Source organism: Maribacter polysiphoniae (genome assembly GCF_003148665.1).
Lineage (GTDB): Bacteria > Bacteroidota > Bacteroidia > Flavobacteriales > Flavobacteriaceae > Maribacter_A > Maribacter_A polysiphoniae.
The window spans coordinates 98,804-124,150 of record NZ_QGGQ01000009.1 but is presented as its reverse complement, the minus strand read 5'-3'; the positions used below and the strand labels follow the sequence as shown (position 1 = coordinate 124,150).

Here is a 25,347-nt window from a genome sequence, read left to right as displayed (position 1 = left end):
TGTTCATTGTAAATTGTTCATTGTAAATTGTTCACTGCTAATTGTTAATTGTACACTGCCAACTGCCAACTGCACATCGCTTATCGCCTTTCGCTTTACCCAGAGCGCTTACTGGTAATAGCTAATTACCAACAACCTACTGCTAATTGCTAATTGTTCATTGCTAACTGCCAACTGCCAATTGTTCGTTGTTCATTGTAAATTGTACACTGCTAATTGCTAATTGCTAATTGCTAATTGTCCATTGTAAATTACCAACTGCATATCACTTATTGAACAGGATGGTCTTTATGATAGGTGACCATAAGTGAAACCACCGCATTATAACTTTTAATACCTTGGGTCTGGTTGTTTGCCTTAAGGAAAGAATTGAAAATGGATTTAAATATGGGTTCCATCGGATTCTCAAACGATTGCCAGAAATGGGCCATTTCTTCAAAATTCTTTCGCGTCCCAGGGTTTATTAGACTATACAGTTCCTTAAATTTAGCTTCATCATTTCTTCGAAGATCACTGAGGCAATAGGTTAAGGCATAGGCATACGCGGTATACTGAAAATAGCGGTCGGGATTATTGAGTGTGGCCAAATATCCTATGAAATTGGTCTCGTTCTCTGCGGAATACCCTACTTGATGTCCTATCTCATGCCCAGCGACTACCGGAAACCTGAAATTGGGAAGACGCCCGTTTACCTGCCCTTCATGGGTAAACGGATTCAGGTAGCCACCATAGCCCATATAGCTTAGTCCGGTGCTAAAGAGTGAGGTTTTTATGCTCGGGTGTTTATAGGCTAGAAACGGATATGTGTTTTGAAGATTTTCATATCCAATCAAGGTTTTATCAAAAATTTCTTTTTGGGTGTAAGGGACTTCAACGGCCAATGCTGTATCCTTGGTAATGGAATATTGCAATGCATTTGTTTTATGGATGAGGGCTTCCGTCAGTGTCAGTAGTTCCTTCTCTGTATGTCTATCTTCAAGTCCGAATCTTTTGGCTATGGGTTCCCGGTAATAATTGAATCCCCAGAGCAAATGAAAGGTGAAGTAGGCAATCGAAAGAATAAAGACAATATTGCGTAAAAAGAGTAGGGGATAGGTCTTGATTTCCAACCAGTGCCTGTAAACATATCTAATCGCCAAAAGTGATAGTGTAAAATAGAGGATATCGCCCACTGAGAAAGGAATCCATCCATATAAAATCCTAAAGAAACCTGATATCCATAAATAAATACCCCTGCTGTAATAGCTTTCGATAACATCAGGATGGTTTCCAAGCCATTTAACGAGGATTATTTGCGGAATAATCGATACTGCGACCCAATTTTTGATTTTATAAACCATGGTTTCAAAAATAGGGATTAATACCTTAAATTTCATTCGCTTGATGTACTTTTGAAGTGCAAAAAGAATATTATGAGTCAAGAAGTAAGACAGCTCGAACCACAGTGTGTTTGGAATAAATTCGCCGATTTAAATGAAGTGCCAAGGCCTTCAAAGAAAGAAGGGCGGGTAATACAGTTTATGTTGGATTTTGGTACATCCCTAGGTCTGGAAACCTTTTCGGATAGTGTTGGGAATGTGATCATACGAAAACCGGCCACAGTCGGTATGGAAGACCGAAAGAAGATCACCTTGCAGTCCCATCTCGATATGGTACATCAAAAAAATGCCGATACCCATTTTGATTTTGAGGTAGAGGGCATTAAAATGTATGTTGATGGGGATTGGGTAAAAGCGGATGGCACAACCTTAGGTGCCGATAACGGATTGGGAGTGGCCACGATTATGGCGCTATTGGAAAGTACCGATATTCCGCATCCTTTTTTGGAGGCCCTTTTTACCATTGATGAAGAAACGGGAATGACCGGTGCGATGGGACTTGAAGGTGGCGTGCTACAAGGTGATATTTTATTGAATTTGGATACCGAGGAGGATGACGAGATAGATATAGGATGCGCTGGAGGTATCGATGTAACGGCAACAAGAAGTTATTCGGAGGAATCTGTGGATGCGGATTCAGTAGGGTGCCAGATTGTAGTAAAAAATCTTCAAGGTGGCCATAGTGGTATGGATATTCATAAAGGGTTGGGAAATGCCAATAAGATTATGAACCGCCTACTTTTCAATACCATGGAAGCATATAGCATACAGATTTCCGAAATTGATGGCGGTAGTTTAAGAAATGCCATTCCTAGGGAAAGTTTCGCGAAAATTGCTATAAAAAGAACCGAAGCCCATGATTTTGAAAGATCATTTGGGGAATGGGTAAAGGCCATAAAGAGTGAAATGTTGGTGAACGAACCGGATTTGACCATTACCATGGTCTTATCGGAGACGCCAGCCAAAGTAATGCCGAAAACGATACAAGAAAAGTTGGTACGTTCAATTTATACAGCCCATAACGGGGTATATGCCATGAGTGCCGCTATTGCTGATTTGGTAGAAACCTCGAATAATATAGCGCGTGTTGTAGTGAAGGATGGAGCGATAAAAATTGGATGTTTGACCCGGTCATCGGTAAACTCGGCCAAGATGGATTTGGCGAACGCCTTAAAATCAGCCTTTGAATTGGCGGGTTGTACCGTGGAATTCACAGGGGAATACCCAGGTTGGAACCCAAATCCGGATTCAGCCATTCTTCGTATCCTAGCAGGTAAATACGAATCACTATTTGCGGCCAAACCGCAAGTCGTTGCGTGCCATGCCGGGCTGGAATGTGGCATTTTGGGCCAGAATTACCCTGAAATGGATATGATTAGTTTTGGTCCAACCATCAAAGGGGCCCACTCCCCTGACGAACGGGTTTGTATTTCCTCGGTACAAAAATTTTGGAAGTTTGTGTTGGAGATACTTAAGGACATTCCTAAGAATTAACAATTACGGTTATAATTAAGCAATGAATTAACATAAACAATGAACATTGCTTATTAAATTTTCTGTAACTTTCGTTAAACGCAAAAAACGATAGTTATGGGTATAAAAAGTTTTCAGGGCGCAAGAAAGAATCAGAATCTTACAGAAGAAGTGCCACTAAAGGTCAGTGATTATATGACCACAAAGCTTATAACTTTCAGACCAGAACAATCTGTGGAGGAGGTTATTGATGCATTGATTCGGTATAAAATTTCCGGAGGCCCTGTGGTTAATGATAAAAATGAATTAGTGGGTATTATTTCCGAGGGGGATTGTATCAAACATATCAGTGATAGTCGCTATTATAACCTGCCTACAGGTGGGGATGGTACCATTGAAAAAAAGATGGCTAAAAATGTGGAGACCATTGATGGGAACATGAATATCTTTGATGCGGCGAATAAATTCCTTAATGATAAGCGCAGACGGTTTCCCATTGTCGAAGGAGGGAAATTGGTTGGACAGATTTCCCAAAAGGATATTCTAAAGGCTACGATGCAATTGAAGTCCCATAATTGGAAAAAATAATCTTTTTATATGGGATGTATTTTTTTATTCCTGTCTATGAAGATAAGATGGTATACTGGTCGTGTAAAGTTCTAGTGGGAATATGCATAAAAAAACCGAAGCTTTTTAGGCTTCGGTTTTTTTTACTATTGGTCTGATTCTAGGATTATTCCACGATACCCGTTATTTCCAAATCAAAAATCAAATTGGCATTCGGGGGAATAGGGCCGCCACCTTGCTCGCCATATCCCAAGTGGGGAGGAATGAACAAACGTACCTTATCACCGACTTTCATCGTTAAAAGTCCTTCCTTGAACCCAGGGATCAATCCCGCATCAGGGCTGTAAGGCATGGGTACGGCTTCATAGCCTCCACCTGCTTTTCTTCTCTCGTCGTATTTCATGAATTTTTTGGCAACCTCTTCATAGTTGCTGTCAAACAGGGACCCGTCTTCCAAATAACCAGCATACATGACCTTTACCTTTTGACCGATTACGGGGCTTTCGCCTGATCCTTCAACGAGCTTTAACAATTGCAATCCTGATGGTAAGGTCTTGGCTTTCTTTTTGTCAGCGGCCAAGGCGGCTACAAATTCAGGCATCATCTTGTCATAAGCGGCTTTTCGGGCCTTATTTTCCTTTTCTTCGTCAGCCAACCTCTTTTTCTCTGCATTAAAATAATCGGTCATGATCTGTACGGCATCGAATTTTCTGGCTGCTTTTCCATTTCGGATGATTTCTACGGTATTCATGACCACGTCAACTTCAGGTCTGTCTTTCTGTGGTGCCTGGGATGTTGCTACATTGGCAATGGAATCAACAACATCCATCCCTATGACAACTTCCCCAAAAACAGTATGCCTTCCATTTAGGAAAGGAGTTTCCTTGTGGGTGATGAAAAATTGGCTGCCATTGGTAGCTGGACCCGCATTGGCCATGGATAGGATACCGGCCTTATGATGGGTCAATGAATCATTGAACTCATCCTTGAATTTATAACCAGGTCCGCCACTCCCGGTTCCGGTAGGGTCACCTGTTTGTATCATGAAATCCTTGATGACCCTATGGAAAATGACTCCGTCGTAATATTTTTTGCCTTTAAACTCCTCATTGACAAAGGGGTTGTTTCCTTCGGCAAGGGAAACAAAGTTCGCTACGGTGATAGGGGTTTTTTCGTCTTCCAATTTAACGACGATATCCCCTTTAGTGGTTTGTATGTCAGCAAAAAGACCATCGCCCAAATCAGCGTATTTACTCGATTTGCAACTGGACAAGGCCATTGAGAGGGTCAGTAAAAAAAGAAAAGTTTTTTTCATTATCATTATTTTAATTTTGAGTACTATCTTGTTGTTTTTTGATGGCTAATAGGGTTACCGTTGCCTTTATCGGAACATTGACCCCAATTTTATTGTCGTCCCCATGATAGCCATAGGCTAGGGAAGAGGGAAACAGAAAAGTTGCAGTCTCTTTCTCTTTCAGGAGTTTTACGCTATTTCGTAATCCCGGAAAAAGTTCCTGCTTATCTACTTTGTAATTGAAAATCCCAATTTCATCCTGGGTGTATATGGTGTCATTGTTGAACCCCGTCACAGTATAGGTCATTGTGACCAAATCATCGGGTTGGGGAGTGTAGGTGGCCTCATCATTCCTCTGAACGTAGTAATACCAAGCACCGCTGTTACTATGGGTATATTCGTTTATAGAATCCTTTTTGACAATCGCTTCAATCATGCTTTCCTCTAATGCCAAAAGTTTTTTACTGCGCTCAATGGAGGTGTTTATGGTTGAGGTTTTCATTTGTACCGGGCGCCTAGGTTCTGGTCCACCACAGCTCGCCAAAGCGATTACCAACAAAATCAATGGTAGTTTTTTCATGCGTTCAATTGCGTCTTATAATCCTTTAAGAGTGAAATGAAATATTCGGTGGTTTCCTGCAAGGATACGTCGCTACGTCCACCGGCCGCATTGGTATGGCCGCCCCCGTTAAAGTGTTTTCTGGCAAACTCATTTACCGAGAAGTTCCCTTCGGAACGGAACGATATTTTTATAATGCCTTCTTCCTTGTTTTCAATGAATATCACGGCAAAACATATTCCATGTAGCGTAAGACCGTAATTGACAAATCCCTCGGTATCCCCTTTTTGATAATCATAGGTGTCCAATTCGTCTTGGCTCAGGGTTATATAGGCGGTATTGTATTCCTTTAAGATGACCATGTTTTTAAGGGCGCAGCCTAAAAGGTGTAATCTGGTCGGTGTGTTGGTGTCGTAAACCAGGTTATGGGCCTTGGTGTTTTCTGCCCCTTTGTCAATCAAGGCAGCAACAATCGTATGGGTCCTACTGGTGGTTGAAGAATATTTGAACGACCCCGTATCGGTCATTATCCCTGTGTATATGCAATTGGCCATCTCTGGGGTAATCTTATCATCATCCCCTAGAAATTCTATAAAATTGTAAACCATTTCACAGGTTGAACTCATGAGCACATCCGAATACATATATTGGGCATAATCCGAAGGGGCCTGGTGGTGGTCTATCATAATAAAGGTAGCATCACTCTCCTTAAGTACGGGCTCCATTTGGCCAATACGCCCTAAATGATTGAAATCCAGCGTGAAAATAATCGTCGCTTGCTCGATCAATGTCTTGGATTGAGAGTTCTCCCTTTCGAAATTCATTATCTGCTCATTGCCGGGCATCCATTTCAGGAATTTCGGAAAATCATTAGGAGCGATAATACGTACTTCTTGCCCCCTGTTTTTTAAATAATGCCATAAGGCCAATGTGGAACCAATGGCATCGCCATCAGGATTTTTGTGGGGTACAATGACTATTTTCTGGGGTTTGGCCAGTAGATTTCCAACCGCTTTTATATCCTCTAAATTCATGGGGGCTAATATAGTAATATAGCATGGAATTTCACTATTATAGGCTATTTTTAGCTCTTTTTTAGAGCTTGTAAATCGACATGGGGGAAGAGCGCCTACTTATAAATTCGATTGTTTTGATGTGGCTTCCAGTTACTGTTGGAGGGTTGGTGGAAAGAATGTGCCTATGGGAAGATGCGCTAAAGTTGCCCCTCAGGTTTTGGGTTTATAGGGATTGGTTTGGATTTGGGGACATTGGATTTCTTTATGTATGGCAGGTCAAAGTAGGTCGTTGGGGCTAATGCAACAAACGAATTAATACTTGTGGTTTTAGGAATTAAACGTATTTTTGCCAAAATTTTTACAAATGACGACAAACAGAACTTTTACGATGATCAAGCCTGATGCGGTTGAAAAAGGACACATTGGGGCTATCTTGGAGAAAATCAATTCTGCAGGATTTAAAATCGTAGCCATGAAATTTACCCAGTTGAGCAAAAGGGATGCCGAAAAATTTTATGAAATACATGCTGAACGTCCATTTTTTGCGGATTTGGTTCAATTCATGACAAGGGGACCCATAGTTGCTGCAGTTTTGGAAAAAGAGAATGCTGTTGAGGATTTTAGGGCCTTGATCGGAGCGACCAACCCTGCAGAGGCGGCGGAAGGTACCATTCGCAAAATGTTCGCTACCGATATCTCTGAGAATGCCGTTCACGGCTCTGATAGCGATGAAAACGCTGCCATTGAAGGGGCTTTTCATTTTTCAGGAAGGGAAATGTACTAAGTCAAGAAAGTACGAAGTATATAAAATTTTAAGACCTACTGGGTTACAGAAACCAAGTAGGTCTTTTTTTATCGTAAAACGATTTTCTTTACGAGGTCCTTTCCAAGTTCTTCGTTCAACATTTCCACAATTTTGGACTTGCCCAAGCTTAGTTCCTCACGAAGTACCGATGAGGATAGGGAAACAAAAAGTGTATCCTTACGTAGTTCAATGGCCGTGGTATAATTGTTTACCCCGTTCCCCATTAATCGTATCCAGGCCTCACGTGCATTAACCTTGTCAATGCCTTGTTGAAGTTTGTTCTCCTGAATGAAATCTTTTAGGGCTTCACTTAGCGGTATATTGTCATTGTTTCGCTTGGCCATTATTTTTGCACATTTATAGGTTCAAATCGTTTATACGTATAGGTGATCTTATCTGAATTGGTCACCGAAAAGGAATCTTCATTTAAGGTGTTTATCGTTTCGACCCATTCGCTGAGGTTGGTCTTATAATGTATCTCATATACATTCGATTGTTCAGTCACGGTAAATTTCTCAATGTCATTTGAGGTATCGAAAGTGCCATCCAATTTTGGGTAAACCTTTTTCCGAAACCCTGATAGATCCTTCATCTCGATATAATCGACTGTGGTATTGATTGTGTATTCCTTGGTTTGCCCATCGGGCATGTTCACTTTTTCTATTTCCCAGTAGCCATTCAAAAAAGGCAAGTCTTCTTGTGTGACTTTGTTCTGGCAAGCGGTCAATATGAAAAGAAATCCGAAAAAAAGTAATCGTTTCATTTTACAGTTTAATGATTTTATAGGATTGATGTATATTCTTGACGATATTCTCTGTACGTTCGGCATGGGTATCACTAATGAAAATCTGTCCAAAATTCTCATTATTGACCAATCCGACGATATGGGCCACCCGATGTTCGTCCAACTTGTCAAAAATATCATCAAGCAATAGGATCGGGTTTGTTTTGGCCTGTTCTTTTATAAAATGGAATTGGGCAAATTTCAAGGCGATCAAGAAAGATTTTTGCTGTCCCTGACTTCCGAATTTTTTAATGGGGTATCCGGAAATCTCGAAACTTAGGTCGTCTTTATGGACACCTACACTCGTGTATTGCAAAATTCTGTCTTTCTCTATGTTCATGGAAAGTAATTCAAGTAAATCATGCTGTAGCAATTTACTGTCATACCCCAACATTACCTCTTCATTGCCTCCTGATATGGCCTTGTATTGTTCTTTGAAAATAGGAATGAAGGTTTCGATGAAATGTAATCGTTTCTTGAATATGACGGAGCCGTAGGCGTGTAATTGTCCATCGTATACGGAAAGTGTAGATGCGTCGAAAGTTTGGTTGGCAACAAAATACTTTAGCAACGAATTGCGCTGAAGAAGTACTCTGTTGTAGTTGATCAATGTTTGAAGGTACTCCTTGTCCGATTGGGAGATTACCCCATCAATGAACTTTCTACGGGTATCACTACCTTCGATAATAAGATCCCGGTCTGCCGGTGATATGATGACCAAGGGTAAAAGACCGATATGGTCCGATAAACGGTCATAGGCCTTCCCATTTCGCTTGATGATTTTTTTCATGCCCTTTTTGACACTACAAACGATTTTTTCCTCACGGCCCAAATTTTCGAACTCCCCATCGATTACGAAAAATTCCTCTCCATGTTTGATATTCTGTGAAGCGACAGGATTAAAATATCCTTTCCCGAAAGACAAATGGTAAATAGCATCCAATGCATTGGTCTTGCCAATTCCATTGGGACCGACAAAGCAATTGATCTTGCCATCGAACTCAAAGGTCTGTGAATCGAAATTTTTATAATTTATCAGTGATAATCTCTTGAGAAACATTGTGGGAACCTCTATTTTTTGAATATTGAAATAAGGATATCTTGCGAATTATCAAAAATAACGAATAAATACCGCTTCGGATTTCAATAAAAACTTTATTTTTGCGCGATTAATAAAATTACCAATGGCAACATATAAAAAGCGGGGTTTTAAACCAAAAAACAAACTTGAAGAGCAAAAGTTCGATGAGCAGGAAAGTACAACGGCTGAGGTATTCAGTACCTTGGATGAAAGTGCTTCGAAAACAGAGGAATGGGTTTCCAAAAACCAGAATTATATCCTAGGGGTCATTGGAGTTATTGCTGTAGCGGTTTTAGGTTCTTTGGCGTACAATCAGTTTGTACAAAAACCAAAGGACGCCGAAGCGACCAACGAGCTTTTATATCCACAACAGTATTTTGAGCAGGCCTTGAATACTACCACGGCTAAGGATTCACTGTACAATTTGGCATTGAACGGGGCAGAAGGTAAATATGGTTTCTTGGATATTATTGAAGAATATCCCGGTACCAAGGCGGCTAATTTGGCCAACTACTCTGCAGGAATGGCATATTTGGACATGAAGAATTATCAGGGAGCCATCGATTATTTGGAAAAATTCTCGTCGGATGATGATATTCTGGGTGCCCTTGCCAAAGGTGGACTTGGAGATGCATTTATGCAGTTGAATCAACCGAAAGATGCATTAGGGTATTATGAAAGTGCGGTTAAGCATAGTAATAATGACTTTACTACCCCTAAATTTCTATATAAGTCAGGGGTCACCGCCCTTGAATTGAAAGAAAATGATAAGGCCTTAAAATATTTCCAAAGAATCAAGGATGAGTTTCCTTCTTCCAATGAAGCGAATACCATTGATGCATTTATTGGAATGGCCAAAAGTGCGGAATAATGGCAACAGCAAATAAGAATTTATCGGAGTACGATAAATCAACAATCCCAAACGCGAAGGATTTTCGGTTTGGGATTGTTGTGTCTGAATGGAATTCAGAAATTACAGAAGGACTTTTTGATGGAGCTTACAAAGCTTTGATCGACTGTGGTGCAAGCGAAAGTAATATAATACGAAGCAATGTTCCTGGTAGTTTTGAACTTACCTTTGGTTCAAAAAAAATGATTACCGCCGAGAAGGTTGATGCGGTTATCGCCATAGGTAGTGTTATTCAGGGAGAGACCAAGCATTTCGATTTTGTATGCAGTGCCACTGCTCAGGGAATCAAGGATTTGAACGTGCTTTACGATACGCCGGTCATTTTTTGTGTGCTCACGGATAACAACTTGCAACAAGCCATCGACCGCAGTGGGGGTAAGCATGGTAATAAAGGGGCAGAAGCTGCTATTGCGGCCATAAAAATGGCAGACTTGGCCAAATAGTGTCCTTGTTGATTTTGTTTTCCACTATATTTTCCCAATAATGTACTGTTAACAAATTTTGGGAATACGTATACGCCATATTTTTTGATTTTAAGTAACTTTGGGAGTTGTGAGTATACTGAAGAAATTTACGCGTATAGGTAAGAACAGAAAGTTCGATTATAAGCCTCGTTTTTATGACGATAAGGGGAAGGGTAACCCTTATAAGATCGAACCTAGATTCGATAAATTTCGTTCCACGGTAAATTCACCTAGAGGAATCAAGGGTAAATTCAATTCAGCCATTGACGATGTGAAAACCCAAGGCGATAGAAACTTGAAGATTCGATTAGCCGTAATTCTTGCAATTTTGATTCTTATTTTCCTTTACATAATCGATTTTGACATCTCAATATTCTTTAAGTAATAATGGCGGACATTATAAAACTTTTGCCAGACCATGTTGCCAATCAAATAGCTGCAGGTGAGGTAGTACAACGACCTGCATCCGTAGTCAAGGAACTATTGGAGAATGCCATTGATGCAGGGGCCGCTTCCATAAAACTTATCATAAAGGAAGGAGGTAAAGTCCTTATTCAGGTTATCGATGATGGTATAGGTATGACGCCAACAGATGCCCGTATGGGTTTTGAACGACATGCCACTTCCAAAATACAAAAGGCGGAAGACCTCTTCAGTTTGAATACCAAAGGATTTCGGGGTGAGGCACTGGCTTCAATAGCGGCCATTGCCCATGTTGAATTGCAGACCAGACCAGAACAGGATGAAATGGCTACCCATTTGCGTATTGAAGGGAGCGAAATCAAGTTCCAAGAAGTTTGCGTGGCGCCCAAAGGCACATCGATGTCTGTAAAGAACCTTTTTTTCAATATCCCCGCAAGACGTAATTTCCTTAAATCGAACCAAGTGGAACTTCGGCATATTACCGATGAATTCCATAGGGTCGCTTTGGCACACCCCGGTATAGCCTTTAATTTTTATAATAACGGGAGTGAATTGTTCAATTTACCGAAAGCGAACCAAAGACAAAGGATCGTTCATATTTTTGGAAGTAAGACCAATGAAAAATTGGTACCTGTCAATGAAGAGACACAGGTAGTCAAGATAGCTGGATTCATCATTAAGCCGGAGTTCGCCAAAAAGAGTAGGGGAGAGCAGTTTTTCTTTGTGAACAACCGGTTTATTAAAAGTCCGTATTTGCATCATGCTGTATTGGCGGCTTTTGAAGGACTCATAAAATCAGACGCCTACCCAGGATACTTTTTGTATTTGGATGTTGATCCCGCATCCATAGACATAAATATACATCCCACAAAAACAGAGGTTAAATTTGATGACGAGCATACACTCTATGCCATATTAAGATCAACCATTAAGCATAGTTTGGGGCAGTTTAATGTGGTGCCCGCATTGGATTTTGAACAAGATCAAAACCTTGAAACACCTTATGACTATAAAGATAAGAATGCGGTGCAACCTAACGTAACCGTTGATCGCGCCTTCAACCCTTTTCAGGAAGTAGGTCAAAAATCGCCTGCTGGTCGCAGCTATAAAAAGCAGAATACCGAAGGTTGGGAGAATCTTTATGTGGGATTGGAGTCCAAAGTGGGTCAGAATGATGATTTTAGTAGTGTTAGGTTCGAATCCGAATCGAACACAGGGTCCTTTTTTGAGGGGCACCAAGAGGATCTCGAATCGATTGCGACCACTTTTCAATTGAGAAGAAAATATATTGTTACGACCATAAAATCGGGAATGGTGGTCATCGATCAAAGTAGGGCCCATCAAAGGGTGTTATATGAGCAGTTCTTGAAAAATATAACAGTGAACCAGGCAATTAGCCAACAATTGTTGTTTCCTTTGCAGTTATCCTTCTCAAATGCCGATATTGCTATTTTAAAAGAGATCAAAGAAAGTCTAACAAGCATTGGTTTTGTATTTTCGAATATCGATAAGGAAGAAGTACGGATAACAGGCGTACCTCCTTTGATTTCGGAAAGTGAGGTGGGTATGGTTTTGGATCAATTGATTTCAGATTTTCAAATGCAGATAACCGAGGATAGTTTTTCACAGACCGACGTCTTGGCAAAAACCTTGGCAAAAACCTTATCGGTCAAGACAGGGGAAGTGTTGAACAATGCGTCACAGTTGGCCTTGGTTAACGATCTTTTCGCTTGTAAGGAATCTCGATGGAGTCCGTTTAATAAACCTGTATATGTGACCATAACCGAGAGTGATATTGATAAAAAATTTATTTAGATGGGTAGGATAACAGATGCTATTAAGCATTTATTGATTGTAAATGTTCTTTTTTTCGTGGCCACCTCACTTTATGGTGAACAAATGTATGAATGGTTTTCACTTTGGTTTCCAAAAAATGAAAATTTCGGACTATGGCAAATAATCACCCATATGTTCATGCATGGTGGTTTTGCCCATATTGGGTTCAATATGTATGCTTTATGGGCTTTTGGAACGCCTTTGGAACGTATGTGGGGCAGGAATAAATTCCTATTTTTTTATTTTTCTGCAGGAATCGGTGCAGCACTTATCCATACAGGGGTGAACTATTACTACTTTAATGAAGGAATGCAGGCATTGGTGAATTCCGGGATTGACAAGGGTCAGGTCATGGAGATTATTTCTGGGGGACAATACAGTCCGGCATGGTATGATATTGCATCAAAAAGCACCATTGATAACTTCTTAGGAGCTTATAATACTCCAGCGGTAGGTGCTTCAGGTGCCATTTATGGTGTGTTGGTAGCCTTTGGTATGTCGTACCCCAATAGTGAACTCTTCCTTATTTTCTTACCCATTCCTGTTAAGGCCAAGTATTTTATCCCGGTGTTGATAGGGCTCGATTTGTTTTCAGGAGTAACAGGGTATTCGTTGTTTGGAGGGGGTATTGCCCATTTCGCACACGTAGGGGGAGCCATTGCAGGATTCATTATGATGTGGTATTGGAAGAAGAATCAATTCAACAATAAACGTTGGAATTAAATATGGTAACAGAAAATTTAAAATATCAATATGCTCGATTGTCCATTGCGGAGAAGCTTATTGTGGTTAACATTTTGGTGTTCATCGTAAACGGATTGATTACCTTATTGTTTCGTACAAATCCTGACATGCTGGTTCAGTGGTTTGAGTTACCCAAAGACTTTTTTGATTTCTTGATGCAGCCATGGTCGCTGGTTACTTACTCCTTTTTCCATGCAGGATTTGGACATATTTTTTGGAACATGTTGGTACTCTATTACGTGGGGCGTATATTCTTGAACCTGTTCAATGGGAGACGCTTTTTGAATGTCTATTTTCTAGGGGTTATTTTAGGGGGCTTGTTCTTTATGGTGGGATACAATGTTTTTCCTGCATTCTTCAAGGTCAATGCGGCATTGATCGGTGCATCTGCAGGGGTAAGGGCCATTTTGATTTTTATCTGTGCCTATATCCCCAACCAAGAGGTTCGTTTGGTTTTTTTCAATCTTAAACTTTGGTATTTAGGTGCGTTTATTGTGGTGATGGACTTGGTTCAATTATCCATGGGTATAAATCCGGGAGGTAATTTCGCACATTTGGGCGGGGCGTTATTGGGGTATATCTATGCCCGTCAACTGTTGAACGGTAAGGATATTGGGGAGGGTTTTTCGAAAATGATCGATGCTTTCGCCAACCTTTTTAAAAAGACCGAGAAAAAGGCACCGATGAAAACGGTTTATCGCAATAAAAAGGGAGCTTCAGGGACTAAGGTAAGTTACAATAAAGAAAGCCACCAGCGCAAAATAGATGCTATTTTAGACAAGATCAGTAAGTCTGGTTATGAAAGTCTTTCGAAAGCAGAAAAGGATTTTTTGTTCAAAGCAGGTAAAGAAGATTGATTTTGGGGAAAGGTCTTGGCAGATTCAATAAATTGGTATTTCTATTCAATTGGCTGGCAGCCTTTTTGCTGCTATTGGCATGTATTTCACGTTTTTTAAGTTGGGGGATATTCTCTTTCTTGTCCTTTCCCAGTCTATTACTACCTTACTTGGTAGTGGCAAATTTTGTTTTTCTGGGATATTGGGCTTTAAAGGGAAAAAATCAGATTCTATTATCTATAGTAATACTTCTTTTTGGTTACTTGACCCAAGATTCATTCGTAAGGATTTTTGATTCCAATAATACCCCCGATAAAGAGGATATTAAAGTATTGACTTTTAATGTGTATGAATTCTTTGGGTATAAATCGTCTAGGTATCCCATTGCAGAGAAAGATATAGAGAGCTTTTTAAAACATCAGAATGTTGATATTATATGCTTACAAGAATATTCTCGGGATGTGAAAAAGCCTTTCAATACCTTGCCTTATAAATATATAACCCCTGATGGTATGGGTAAAAGTTTACAAGTCATTTATTCTAAATATCCAATAGTTTCAAAAGGATCATTGAACTTTCCAAATTCATCAAATAATACAATTTTTGCTGATGTTTTGATAGGTGAAGATACCTTGAGGGTTTATAACGTGCACTTACAATCACATATGGTACGGGCAGGATCTTTTAAAAGGGAAGCCCCAGACCGATTGTTCAATCGTTTGAACAAGTCGTTTCAAAAACAACAGCAACAGGCAAATATGGTAAAAGAACATGCCAACAAAGTGGGGTATAAAAAGATCATCTGTGGTGATTTCAATAACACCCAGTTTTCCAGTGTGTACAATACCATTAAGGGCGATATGAAAGATTCGTTCCAAGAAAAGGGGGCTGGTCTAGGGAATACCTATAATTTTAAATTTTTGCCTTTTCGTATCGATTTTATTTTGACCGATCCAGAATTGGAAATTAAATCCCATAAAAATTTTGATGTTCGATTGTCTGATCACACTCCCGTGATGGCCTCATTCCGATTGAAGGATTAACATAATACAATCTACCGTATCGGCTAAGATATGGATCATTAAAGCAATACCGATAATGCGGGTTTTCTTAAAAAAAAGGAAGGTCGTATAGGCTATAATTGCCCAATAACTATGTAAAGGGTGAAATCCTATACTACAACGGTTGGGGTCAAAAATTGGATTGGCGAAGAGGTGGTCAACATCTATGAGTATTCCCATCAAGAGAACAATCGCTATTTTCAAACTTTGTCCTTTGAAAAAATAGAAGGCTACAAAAATGGGAACCAAAAAATGAATGCCGTAATGCAGTAAAAACCTAAGCATTCAGAAAGTCGAGTTTAAAACTGTTTAAATAGGACTTCGCATTGGTCCCTTCGTTGAACAGGAGGTCCAAAACACTTACGTTTTTTATAAAACCATGCCTATCGCCAAAGACTTGCACATAGGCTTCTTGTTCAAATTCCTTTTCGTTTTTACATTGCACTAAAAAACGCCCGTCTAAGATATCATCCGGTAGCTCAGTTGTATAGGAGCTTGTTTTTTCTTTGTTGTGGTCGATTTGTAAACACTCACTTACAATAGTAATGGCCTTAAAATTGAAATCGAGAAGAAAATTATGGGGTTTGTCAAATAACACCGCTAGTTCATCCTCGTAATATTCGAAAAAAGGAGAAGTACGGTATGCTGTTTGCAGCGTACGCCAATGTTGCCGTTGCCAATGGTAGTCGTTGTCCAATCGTACATCCTTGTATTTTTGTCTACCCTGAAGGCCTCCAACATGCTTTATGGGGATACTTAAGGAATGAAGTCCCCTATCGGTACAAATATTACAACGATTTCTATAGGTCTGTTTTTGGTAATTATCCTCAACTTCCCAGACCACTTCGTTTTGAGCCATTATCGAAGCAGTGACTATACTGGGGAAGTAAGTGGGATGCAGAATTGTTTTCAAGGGATTATTTGTTGATGTGTAAATATTCCGATTAAGATTTCAGCTAATAGGGTTTATTTGGTATACGATGAATTCTATCCAAACGTAACGTTTAAATCAATCTTGGGCTTTCTTTCTTCGTTTTCTGAAAAAGTCGAAAACAAACCATCCGACCAACACCAATATAAAGTATTTAAAGTAAGAAACGGGTTCTCCGGATCCATTTACCGTGGTAAATACGCGATCCCAACGAATACTCCAGTTACGCCAACCATCCCTAAAATTATCAATACTCATCCAGATGAAAATGGGTGTGCCCACAATATGGTCTTCAGGTACATATCCCCAAGTTCGACTATCTTCGGAATGGTCGCGGTTATCGCCCATCATCCAATAATAATCCTGTTTAAAGGTATAGGTGTCGGTTACTTTGCCATTGATGCTTATTTGATTGCCGTCGACCGATAGCGTATTTCCCTCATAATCCTTGATTATTTTTTTATAAAGGGGGAGTACTTCCAGATCCAATGCCACGGTCTTGCCCTTTTCAGGAAGATAGATGGGACCAAAATTATCATTGTTCCAGGCATATGAATCATCCTGAGGAAAGATGTTATAGCCTTTTTCTCCCTTTGGGGAAATGATTTTCACAACAGAATCAATCGCTGCGTTACTTTTTAATTTTTCGGCCAAATCTTCGGTCATCGTCAATAAACGTTGGCGATCGGTTTGTTCCTTTAAGGATAATCCCGCTTTACGGATAACACTGGTCGGGATACCTAAATGATTCGTGATCAGTATTTCAGCATTTTGGGCTTTTGATTCCCTTCTACCCAATAGGTACGGTATAATCTGGTTCAACTGGTTTTGGTTGAGTGGAGGGGATATATAGATACGATTAAAATCCGTGACCCCGAGTTCCTTTAAGAGTTTCGAGGAAACCCCTTTTTGAGAATACGCCATATAGTCGTATTGGGGCTTGGCCCTGTCGGGTAACACGGTTTGTTTTCCATTAATGTATACATAACCATCGATTACAGCCAAGGAATCACCAGGGATGCCCACACAGCGTTTTACATAATTCGATTTTTTGTCAATCGGTTTTTTTACACCCCTTTCTTTTCTAAAAAAACGATATACGGTGTCGGCAGGCCAGCTAAAGACCACAATATCATTTCGGTCTATCTTGGTAACACCGGGTAACCGCATGTAGGGGAGGTGTGTTTTGTTCAAGATGGAGTTTTTGTAGGTCTTTGGGTCCACATCGGCAACGTAAGAGCGTATGCCCAATCCCGGTATGGTATCATGTACCATGGGTGCGGCAATAGTAGTAATGGGTACGCGCGCGCCATAGTGAAACTTGCTGACGAACAAGAAATCGCCAATGCGAAGTGTTTTTTCCAATGATCCTGTAGGTATCACATAAGGTTGTATAAAATAGGTGTGTACCAAAGTGGCTGCCACTACGGCAAACACGATTGAACTTACCCATTCGCCCAATGCAGTGGTCGGATGTAAACTGCGATCTTCGATGTATTTTACATCCAAGGTATAATTCACATAATAAATATAAAAGCCAAGGGTAAGAACAACAAGCCAGGATTCCATGAGACTTTTCCTACCAAAGCTACGAATGGTCTCAACCCAAACCACGGGGAACATCAAAAGATTGATGATGGGTATGAAAAGTAAGATCACCCACCATTTGGGCCTATTGATAATCTGCATCAACACGATGCCATTGTAAATAGGGATGGCAGCTTCCCAAGCCTTTCTACCTGCTTTTACATATAACTTCCAGGTTCCTAGGAAATGAATGACCTGAATAATCAAGATGAAAATAATCCAATGGGTACCGTTCATGTAATCTATAAATTATGGGCTATTATACCGTTCTTGTTAAATTTGTTCCAACCGCTATGCAATTACGGATTTTATGTCTTGTTTATTGTTTGTGTTAACCAAGGTTTAACACATCCCGCATAGAAAAAACGCCTGTTTTGCCAATTATCCACTCTGAGGCGATTACGGCACCAAGGGCAAATCCCTCCCGGTTATGTGCGGTATGCTTGATTTCAATACTATCTACATTGCTATTGTATTCCACAAGGTGTGTGCCGGGTACATCGTTTTCCCTTTTTGCCGTTATGACAAGCTCATTGTCATTGCCTTGGTCAAGACTCCAGTTTTCATATTTTGAATTTGCTAGGATTCCTTCCGCCAATGTAATTGCAGTACCACTTGGGGCATCCAGTTTTTGGGTATGGTGGGTTTCTTCCATTCGGACCTTATATTGGTCCAAATGCTGCATCATTTTAGCAAGATAAGCATTCAATTCAAAAAATATATTCACCCCCAAACTGTAATTCGAGGCATAGATAAAAGCTCCTTTTTTTTCTTTGCAATAGGCAACCGCATTGTCATAATCCTTGAGCCACCCTGTGGTGCCTGAGATAATGGGGACCTTATGGGCTATGCATTGTTTGATATTTTCATATGCGGCACTAGGCATACTGAAATCTATGGCCACATCCATTTTAGAAAAATCGATTTCAGTGGTGTCCACATCTATTTTTGCAACAATCTGGTGACCTCTGTTCAAAGCGATTTGTTCTATCATCCTGCCCATTTTTCCGTATCCGAACAAGGCTATATTCATAAGCTTAGAATTTTATGGTAAATGCAACCCCATAATTGGGGTCTTTGGTAATCGGGTTCAAATCCAGATAGGGTTTTATGTCGAAACTTAAATCCTCATCAACATTGAATTGTTTTAGGTGTGCATCAACATTGGCATCAATGATGTTCAAGGCGTACATGGCTATGGTAATGACCAGGGCCAAATCACGGTCTCGCTGATAATTTTCCTGTTGTCGTTCCAAATCGTCCACATCCAAATCAGGATCGGCACCTTCGGCATTATCCCCATTGATGTCGTAAAACTCATCGTCGGTAAAACCGGCCTGTCTTCTTTTGAATGCCGTTCGAAACCGATCGTAGAAATCATCATTGAATTTGTAGGAGTAAATACCTACCCCTAAGACCGTATAGACTATGGGGACCTTCCAATAGCGTTTGTTATAGATTTGTCCCAATCCTGGCAATACCGCCGAATAAAAGGCGGCCTTACTCGGGGCTAGGGGATTCATGACCTTTCTTTTCTTTACCACGACATCTTGAACGACGATGCCCTTTTCCTTTAAATCGATATCCAAGGAATCCGCTGCTTTGGGAATGGAATCATTTTCCTGTGCGGATAGTGTCAGGACAGTCAATACCAAGAATAAAGAAGTGAGAATAAATTTATTCACCGACGATTAATTTTTTAATACGTTGGAATTCTTCTTCGGAGTTGAATGGAATCGTAATCTTACCTTTACCATTTTCAGTAGCATTTACAGAAACCTTGGTCGCTAAATGATTACCGATTTCTTGGGAAGCTTTTTTTACAAATGGAGGGGCTGAACTGCTTTTCTTTACGGTTTTTTTAGAATCGCCCCCTTCACGATAGGCCTTTACGGCGCGTTCAGTATCGCGAACGGATAGGTTTTCACCGATAATACGCTCGTAAAGCTCAATTTGGTCGGTTTTTTTCTCAATATTGACCAATGCCCTACCATGGCCCATACTCACGAATCCATCCCTAATCCCCGTTTGGATAATTGGGTCTAATCGTAAAAGACGCATGTAATTGGTGATTGTAGACCTTTTTTTGCCAACGCGGTCACTCAATTTTTCCTGGGTCAATTGAATCTCATCAATCAATCGTTGGTAGGATAATGCAATTTCAATGGGATCAAGATCTTGCCTTTGAATATTCTCGACCAAGGCCATTTCCAAGGATTCTTGGTCATTGGCAATTCGAATGTATGCGGGAATGGTCTCTAAGCCTATTAATTTCGAGGCTCGAAAACGTCTTTCACCCGATACCAATTGATACTTGTTGAAATCAAGTTTTCGCACGGTAATAGGTTGGATGACGCCGAGTTCCCGAATTGAGGAAGCAAGCTCTTCCAAAGCCTCGGTGTTAAAGCTGGAACGGGGTTGGAAAGGATTGACCTCAATGGCCTCAATATCCAATTCCACAATATTGCCCACCACTTTATCCGCATTTTTATCCGAAGCGGTTTTTATATCGTTTTCAGGGTCTTTGAGCAGGGCGGAAAGTCCTCGGCCCAATGCCTGTTTTTTAGTTGCCTTCGCCATTTAAACGGTTTCCTTGTTTTTTTTCAATAATTCGTTTGCCAAATTTAAGTAGTTGGTGGCTCCCTTGCTACTGGCATCATATTTAATAATACTCTCACCATAACTGGGTGCTTCGCTCAACCGTACGTTACGTTGGATAATGGTATCGAAAACCATGTCGGAAAAATGTTTGCGTACCTCTTCGACCACTTGGTTCGAAAGTCTTAACCTAGAATCGAACATTGTCAATAGGAGTCCTTCGATATCCAATTCTGGATTATGGATTTTTTGAACGCTTTTAATGGTGTTCAGTAATTTGCCCAAACCTTCCAGGGCAAAGTATTCACATTGGATAGGGATGATAACCGAGTCTGCAGCCGTGAGGGCATTCAAGGTCAAAAGGCCCAAAGATGGGGCGCAATCAATGAGGATATAGTCGTAATCGTCCTTAAGATCCAGAATGGCCTTCTTCATCATGTACTCACGCTCATTCTTGTCCACCAATTCTATTTCAATGGCGACGAGATCGATATGGGAGGGAATCAAATCCAAATTAGGGGAATCCGTGGAAATAATCGTTTCCTTGGCATTTTTTGTATGCTCCAACAATTGGTAGGTTCCTATTTCTATTTCCTCAACATCAATACCCAATCCTGAAGTAGCATTGGCTTGGGGGTCGGCATCAATAAGTAATACCTTTTTTTCCAGAACACCCAGCGAGGCAGCTAGGTTTACGGTAGTGGTAGTTTTACCTACTCCACCCTTCTGATTTGCTATAGCAATAATCTTGCCCATATTCGTAGTAAGTTAGGGGTTAAAAATACGATTATTTATGGCGTTAAAAAATCAATTTTGTTAACACGGCGTGAATAACGTGGATTGAGGTCGTTAAATTGCGTTAAAGTTGATTGTATTGCATGTTCGTTGAAGTGTTGTCTTGATTTATAAGGCTTGGGGTTTGCTATGTACCCAACACTTATTTGTATCGTTACGGGGGGGGTGTTAGTAAATTCGTTGGAATACGCTTGATATCGATACAAGAGGGGCAAGCGGTAATGGTCGCCTATTCGTGATTTTCAAGAATTTGATTGGGTAAAACGGCTAAATGGAAAGATTTGCTCGCTTTTGTGGATTGTGATGGGTTACAGTAAGGGGTATTGTTGTACGATTCAGTCCTGGTCATTGGCTTTCTTACGTTTTAGACTATCCTCGTATTCGATCAAATAGATTTCCTCATCCTTCTTTTTTAGGAAATATTGTTCCCTGGCGAATTTTTCCAGTTCATTGGTGTCTGATAATTTATCGATGATCTTTTTGTCCTTTTCAATTTCGCTGCGTAAAAACTGCTGGGTTTTTTCAAGGTTTTTGATCTCTTTTTTCAATTCCCTGTGGATCAGCAAGGAGTTGGTGTCGAAAAACAGCATCCAAATGACAAATACGGTCAGTACCAAAACATAAATGTTGGTGAGTATGGCGAACCATTTTTTCTTTTTAAGATTTTTGAGACCCATATCCTAATTAAACCAATTTTTCTGTGATGATGGTTCGTACAATATCAACGGCTACGGTGTTGTATTTGTTGTTCGGTATTATAATATCGGCATATTCCTTGGTCGGTTCAATAAATTGCAAATGCATGGGTTTAAGGGTCGATTGGTATTTGTCCAAGGTTTCATTCATATTCCATCCGCGTTCATTGACATCCCTTTTCAACCTTCTGATCAATCGCTCGTCAGAATCGGCATGTACATAAATTTTTATATCGAGCATTTCACGGATTTTGGGATTTGTCATAATCAGAATACCTTCTACGATCATTACTTTTCTCGCATAGGTTTCAACGGTCTCGTCGGTTCTGTTGCAATCAATGAACGAATAAACCGGTTGCTGTACCGATTGCCCGGATTTCAGGGCGATTAAATGCTCTTCCAACAAGGTGAAATCAATAGACTTAGGATGATCGAAATTGGTTTTTTTCCGTTCTGCCAACGGTAAGTGCGAAAGGTCGTTATAATAAGAATCCTGAGAAATTACACCGACCTCATCGGTTGGTAGCTCATTGATTATTTGGTTCACTACTGTGGTTTTTCCACAGCCCGTTCCTCCAGCAATCCCGATGATCAACATGTTCTGATTTTTTTGTCAAAAATAGCGATTTGGGTTGAAATCGCCACTCCGAAATGTACTTCTTCCCTGAACTTGGTTTTTTTTTGGTCATCAACAATGGAATTTGATCGGTGGTCTGTATTTGAACCAAGCCCCCTGTTGAACGGGTTATAATCAAAAAAGAAGGAGGTGAAAAGAATTTCAAATTAAATATTTAATGTTTCCTTTAAAGTTGAAATTGGCTTTTGTACTTAACTTTTAATAGCTTTATAAACATACAAAGGATTATCTGGGCAAAAAATCGAATCATTTGTATTTAAAATCATGGGCTTAAATGGGCAAAGCCCCTGAATTAAACTTTTTAAAATAATCATTTTATGACATCTGTCATAAAATTGGGCGGAACTTGGCGGTAAATTTGTCGCTTATTTACAAAACAAAGGGATTTTAAGAAGTATTTTAAAATAATCAATAACAAACAGAAGAAAAATTCTACAACCATGAACATTTCCCATATTGAACATTTAGGAATAGCAGTTGATAACTTAGAAGAGTCGATCAAGTATTATGAGGGGGTCTTAGGACTTAAATGCTATGCGATAGAAGAGGTGGCCGATCAAAAAGTGAAGACGGCCTTTTTTATGGTCGGTTCTACCAAAATTGAATTGTTGGAAAGCACGTCACCAGATGGCCCCATAGGCAAATTCATAGAAAAGAAAGGACCAGGGATACATCACATGGCATTTGCAGTGAAAGATACCGATGAGGCGCTTAAGACTGCTGAGGAACGCGGTGTTAGACTTATTGACAAAGTCTCTCGAAAAGGTGCGGAAGGCTTGAATATCGGTTTCTTGCATCCAAAGTCTACCCATGGTGTATTAACAGAACTATGTTCTAAGAAACAATAAGCGAACAAACAAATAATATTGGCAATCAAATAACCAAATAAATAAGAATGGCAAATCAAGAAAAAATCAATGAACTCATTGAGAAAAGGGCCGAAGCCAGATTAGGTGGTGGTGAAAAACGGATTGATTCCCAACATGCTAAAGGTAAATTAACCGCTAGGGAACGAATTGATCTATTGTTGGACGATGATAGTTTTGAAGAGTTTGATATGTTCGTGACACACAGGACCAAATCATTTGGTTTGGATAAGCAACGTTATCTTTCTGATGGGGTTGTAACCGGTCATGGTACTATCGATGGTAGAATCGTTTATGTGTTTTCACAGGATTTCACCGTTTTTGGGGGTTCGCTCTCAGAAACCTACGCTTTGAAAATTTGTAAAATCATGGATATGGCCATGAAAATCGGGGTTCCTGTAATCGGACTCAATGATAGTGGTGGGGCTCGTATTCAAGAAGGGGTTAGATCCTTGGCAGGGTATGCCGAGATTTTCCAAAGAAACATTATGGCTTCAGGGGTGATACCTCAGATATCATCCATATTAGGTCCTTGTGCAGGTGGGGCAGTATACTCGCCAGCGTTAACGGATTTCACGATCATGACCGATAAAACCAGTTATATGTTCGTAACCGGACCAAAGGTTGTGAAAACAGTTACAGGAGAAGAGGTTACCGCTGAACAATTGGGTGGTGCCAATATACATTCCACCAAATCAGGTGTTTCGCATTTCTTGGCTGAGTCCGATGAGGAGAACTTGATGTTGATTCGAAAATTGATCAGCTACTTGCCTTCAAATAACCTTGAGGATCCACCATCCATTGTTTGTGATGATCCAATTGATCGTTTGGAAGATGCCTTGAATGAAATCATTCCTGAGAATCCAAACCAACCCTATGATATTGTTGATGTGATATCAATTCTTGTGGATAACGGTGAATTTACCGAAGTACATAGAAACTATGCTCGTAATATCTGTGTTGGATTTGCTCGATTCAATGGTCATTCGGTAGGTATTGTTGCCAACCAACCAAAATATTACGCAGGGGTTCTTGATATAGAAGCTTCAAGAAAAGCAGCCCGTTTTGTGCGTTTCTGTGATGCCTTTAACATTCCTATCGTTACTTTGGTCGATGTGCCTGGTTTCCTTCCTGGAACAGGACAGGAATATGGCGGAATTATACTTCATGGGGCAAAATTGTTGTTCGCATATGGAGAGGCTACTGTTCCTAAAGTTACCATAACCTTGCGTAAATCATATGGTGGCGCACACGATGTGATGAGTTGTAAGCAATTGCGTGGCGATTTGAACTATGCATGGCCAACCGCTGAAATTGCAGTAATGGGCGCCAAGGGGGCCGTTGAGGTTCTCGAAGGAAGTAACATTCGTAAAATCGAGGATGCCGATGAAAAAAGCAAGTACATTACGAAGAAAGAAGATGAGTATACCGAGAAATTCGCCAATCCGTATGTAGCAGCCAAGTATGGTTTTATAGATGATGTTATCGAGCCTCGAAACACTCGTTTTAGAATCGTTAGGGCCTTGGAGCTGCTTGCCAATAAAAAAGAGGTCAATCCTCCTAAGAAACACTCAAACTTACCATTATGATGTTATTGAATATGAGTTTGCAAGTAGATCAAGTAGGTGAAGGTTATGTTATTTTATTGACAGGGCTTCTAATTGTTTTCAGTGCATTGTTGATCCTATCATTGTTCTTCCAATTTGGATTGCCTTTGATGTTGTATGTCTATCGAATCATAACCAAGGGAAGAGATAAGAAGATAAAGGATATCCCTATGAGTGCCGATGAGAATTTTACAGGTGAGGTCGCGGCGGCTATATCAACAGCCATTCATTTATACCTAAATGAACAGCATGATGACGAAAATGCCGTACTGACAATAAAACAAGCCAGAAAATTATATTCTCCTTGGAGTTCCAAAATTTATGGCACACATCAAAAACTAAAATAAAAATATTGGTTTGCCGTATAATTTTTAGCAGATCCGGTAACAAGAAACAACC

General features: G+C 40.2%; 29 protein-coding genes. 13 read left to right on the top strand and 16 right to left on the bottom strand.

What is annotated here, in order from left to right:
- Window positions 1-269: 269 nt before the first annotated feature.
- The gene (locus tag LX92_RS16635; protein ID WP_223308429.1) at window positions 270-1,376 is read right to left on the bottom strand and encodes a DUF3810 domain-containing protein; all 1,107 of its coding nucleotides are present in this window, start codon (window positions 1,374-1,376) and stop codon (window positions 270-272) included.
- A gap of 36 nt (window positions 1,377-1,412) precedes the next feature.
- Between LX92_RS16635 and LX92_RS16630 the strand changes: the two genes are divergently transcribed.
- Together LX92_RS16630 and LX92_RS16625 are read left to right on the top strand one after the other, a co-directional pair.
- Entirely contained in the window at window positions 1,413-2,873 is a 1,461-nt protein-coding gene (locus LX92_RS16630) for an aminoacyl-histidine dipeptidase (RefSeq protein WP_109653080.1), read from the top strand.
- Window positions 2,874-2,969: 96 nt separating this feature from the next.
- A complete protein-coding gene (locus LX92_RS16625; RefSeq protein ID WP_109653078.1) occupies window positions 2,970-3,440 on the top strand; it encodes a CBS domain-containing protein in 471 nt (156 codons plus the stop codon).
- Window positions 3,441-3,585: 145 nt separating this feature from the next.
- Here the strand turns inward: LX92_RS16625 and LX92_RS16620 are convergent, their stop codons facing one another.
- Genes LX92_RS16620 through LX92_RS16610 form a run of 3 tightly spaced genes read right to left on the bottom strand, consistent with a single transcriptional unit; the run spans window position 3,586 to window position 6,306 of the window.
- Window positions 3,586-4,734 (bottom strand): peptidylprolyl isomerase, encoded by a 1,149-nt coding sequence (locus LX92_RS16620; RefSeq protein WP_109653221.1) that lies wholly within the window; start codon window positions 4,732-4,734, stop codon window positions 3,586-3,588.
- 10 nt (window positions 4,735-4,744) lie between these two features.
- Window positions 4,745-5,293: a gliding motility-associated peptidyl-prolyl isomerase GldI gene (gldI, locus tag LX92_RS16615; RefSeq protein ID WP_109653076.1), complete on the bottom strand. Its 549-nt coding sequence runs from the start codon at window positions 5,291-5,293 to the stop codon at window positions 4,745-4,747.
- Entirely contained in the window at window positions 5,290-6,306 is a 1,017-nt protein-coding gene (locus LX92_RS16610) for a DHH family phosphoesterase (protein ID WP_109653074.1), read from the bottom strand. Before LX92_RS16610 ends, gldI begins: the two co-directional genes overlap by 4 nt.
- Before the next feature lie 346 nt (window positions 6,307-6,652).
- Here LX92_RS16610 and LX92_RS16600 point away from each other — a divergent pair, with 346 nt between their 5' ends.
- A complete protein-coding gene (locus LX92_RS16600) occupies window positions 6,653-7,072 on the top strand; it encodes a nucleoside-diphosphate kinase (RefSeq protein WP_109653070.1) in 420 nt (139 codons plus the stop codon).
- Window positions 7,073-7,140: 68 nt separating this feature from the next.
- Here the strand turns inward: LX92_RS16600 and LX92_RS16595 are convergent, their stop codons facing one another.
- From LX92_RS16595 to recF, 3 genes are read right to left on the bottom strand one after another with little or no spacing between them, the layout of a single operon-like run.
- Window positions 7,141-7,437 carry a DUF721 domain-containing protein gene (locus LX92_RS16595; RefSeq protein WP_109653068.1) on the bottom strand — a complete coding sequence of 99 codons (297 nt, stop codon included), beginning with the start codon at window positions 7,435-7,437 and terminating at the stop codon, window positions 7,141-7,143.
- On the bottom strand, window positions 7,437-7,856 hold the full coding sequence (locus LX92_RS16590; protein WP_109653066.1) for a lipocalin family protein: 420 nt from the start codon (window positions 7,854-7,856) through the stop codon (window positions 7,437-7,439). Before LX92_RS16590 ends, LX92_RS16595 begins: the two co-directional genes overlap by 1 nt.
- Before the next feature lies 1 nt (window position 7,857).
- The gene (gene recF, locus LX92_RS16585; protein WP_109653064.1) at window positions 7,858-8,937 is read right to left on the bottom strand and encodes a DNA replication/repair protein RecF; all 1,080 of its coding nucleotides are present in this window, start codon (window positions 8,935-8,937) and stop codon (window positions 7,858-7,860) included.
- A 124-nt stretch (window positions 8,938-9,061) separates the two neighbouring features.
- Between recF and LX92_RS16580 the strand changes: the two genes are divergently transcribed.
- The 7 genes from LX92_RS16580 to LX92_RS16550 all read left to right on the top strand — a co-directional run bounded on the left by LX92_RS16580 (window position 9,062) and on the right by LX92_RS16550 (window position 15,214).
- Window positions 9,062-9,829, top strand: coding sequence for a tetratricopeptide repeat protein (locus LX92_RS16580; RefSeq protein ID WP_109653062.1), 768 nt, complete (start codon window positions 9,062-9,064; stop codon window positions 9,827-9,829).
- Entirely contained in the window at window positions 9,829-10,311 is a 483-nt protein-coding gene (ribH, locus tag LX92_RS16575) for a 6,7-dimethyl-8-ribityllumazine synthase (RefSeq protein WP_109653060.1), read from the top strand. Before LX92_RS16580 ends, ribH begins: the two co-directional genes overlap by 1 nt.
- A gap of 109 nt (window positions 10,312-10,420) precedes the next feature.
- The gene (locus LX92_RS16570) at window positions 10,421-10,717 is read left to right on the top strand and encodes a riboflavin synthase subunit beta (protein ID WP_109653059.1); all 297 of its coding nucleotides are present in this window, start codon (window positions 10,421-10,423) and stop codon (window positions 10,715-10,717) included.
- Between the two features lie 2 nt (window positions 10,718-10,719).
- The gene (gene mutL / locus LX92_RS16565; protein WP_109653057.1) at window positions 10,720-12,570 is read left to right on the top strand and encodes a DNA mismatch repair endonuclease MutL; all 1,851 of its coding nucleotides are present in this window, start codon (window positions 10,720-10,722) and stop codon (window positions 12,568-12,570) included.
- Complete coding sequence (locus tag LX92_RS16560; RefSeq protein WP_109653055.1) at window positions 12,571-13,314, top strand: rhomboid family intramembrane serine protease; 744 nt, start codon at window positions 12,571-12,573, stop codon at window positions 13,312-13,314. It abuts the gene before it with no gap.
- Window positions 13,315-13,316: 2 nt separating this feature from the next.
- A complete protein-coding gene (locus LX92_RS16555; protein WP_109653219.1) occupies window positions 13,317-14,192 on the top strand; it encodes a rhomboid family intramembrane serine protease in 876 nt (291 codons plus the stop codon).
- A gap of 2 nt (window positions 14,193-14,194) precedes the next feature.
- Complete coding sequence (locus LX92_RS16550) at window positions 14,195-15,214, top strand: endonuclease/exonuclease/phosphatase family protein (protein ID WP_170117879.1); 1,020 nt, start codon at window positions 14,195-14,197, stop codon at window positions 15,212-15,214.
- Here LX92_RS16550 and LX92_RS22775 read toward each other — a convergent pair.
- The 9 genes from LX92_RS22775 to udk form a co-directional block, all read right to left on the bottom strand.
- Window positions 15,194-15,517, bottom strand: coding sequence for a DUF6122 family protein (locus LX92_RS22775; RefSeq protein ID WP_109653051.1), 324 nt, complete (start codon window positions 15,515-15,517; stop codon window positions 15,194-15,196). The genes LX92_RS16550 and LX92_RS22775 overlap by 21 nt on opposite strands.
- Window positions 15,510-16,145: a WbqC family protein gene (locus LX92_RS16540; RefSeq protein WP_109653049.1), complete on the bottom strand. Its 636-nt coding sequence runs from the start codon at window positions 16,143-16,145 to the stop codon at window positions 15,510-15,512. The genes LX92_RS22775 and LX92_RS16540 overlap by 8 nt, the downstream gene beginning before the upstream one ends.
- Window positions 16,146-16,241: 96 nt before the next feature.
- On the bottom strand, window positions 16,242-17,987 hold the full coding sequence (gene lepB, locus LX92_RS16535; RefSeq protein WP_109653047.1) for a signal peptidase I: 1,746 nt from the start codon (window positions 17,985-17,987) through the stop codon (window positions 16,242-16,244).
- A 94-nt stretch (window positions 17,988-18,081) separates the two neighbouring features.
- Window positions 18,082-18,783: a 4-hydroxy-tetrahydrodipicolinate reductase gene (gene dapB / locus LX92_RS16530; RefSeq protein WP_109653045.1), complete on the bottom strand. Its 702-nt coding sequence runs from the start codon at window positions 18,781-18,783 to the stop codon at window positions 18,082-18,084.
- A 4-nt stretch (window positions 18,784-18,787) separates the two neighbouring features.
- Window positions 18,788-19,435: a DUF5683 domain-containing protein gene (locus tag LX92_RS16525; protein WP_244915941.1), complete on the bottom strand. Its 648-nt coding sequence runs from the start codon at window positions 19,433-19,435 to the stop codon at window positions 18,788-18,790.
- A complete protein-coding gene (locus tag LX92_RS16520; RefSeq protein WP_109653043.1) occupies window positions 19,428-20,330 on the bottom strand; it encodes a ParB/RepB/Spo0J family partition protein in 903 nt (300 codons plus the stop codon). Before LX92_RS16520 ends, LX92_RS16525 begins: the two co-directional genes overlap by 8 nt.
- Window positions 20,331-21,104, bottom strand: coding sequence for a ParA family protein (locus LX92_RS16515; protein ID WP_109653041.1), 774 nt, complete (start codon window positions 21,102-21,104; stop codon window positions 20,331-20,333).
- Between the two features lie 374 nt (window positions 21,105-21,478).
- Window positions 21,479-21,820 (bottom strand): FtsB family cell division protein, encoded by a 342-nt coding sequence (locus LX92_RS16510; protein WP_109653039.1) that lies wholly within the window; start codon window positions 21,818-21,820, stop codon window positions 21,479-21,481.
- Window positions 21,821-21,827: 7 nt separating this feature from the next.
- Window positions 21,828-22,436 carry a uridine kinase gene (gene udk / locus LX92_RS16505; protein WP_109653037.1) on the bottom strand — a complete coding sequence of 203 codons (609 nt, stop codon included), beginning with the start codon at window positions 22,434-22,436 and terminating at the stop codon, window positions 21,828-21,830.
- Between the two features lie 479 nt (window positions 22,437-22,915).
- Between udk and mce the strand changes: the two genes are divergently transcribed.
- From mce to LX92_RS16490, 3 genes are read left to right on the top strand one after another with little or no spacing between them, the layout of a single operon-like run.
- Window positions 22,916-23,323 carry a methylmalonyl-CoA epimerase gene (gene mce, locus LX92_RS16500; RefSeq protein WP_109653035.1) on the top strand — a complete coding sequence of 136 codons (408 nt, stop codon included), beginning with the start codon at window positions 22,916-22,918 and terminating at the stop codon, window positions 23,321-23,323.
- A gap of 47 nt (window positions 23,324-23,370) precedes the next feature.
- Entirely contained in the window at window positions 23,371-24,930 is a 1,560-nt protein-coding gene (locus LX92_RS16495; protein WP_109653033.1) for an acyl-CoA carboxylase subunit beta, read from the top strand.
- On the top strand, window positions 24,927-25,295 hold the full coding sequence (locus tag LX92_RS16490) for an OadG family protein (RefSeq protein WP_211315887.1): 369 nt from the start codon (window positions 24,927-24,929) through the stop codon (window positions 25,293-25,295). Before LX92_RS16495 ends, LX92_RS16490 begins: the two co-directional genes overlap by 4 nt.
- Window positions 25,296-25,347 lie beyond the last annotated feature (52 nt).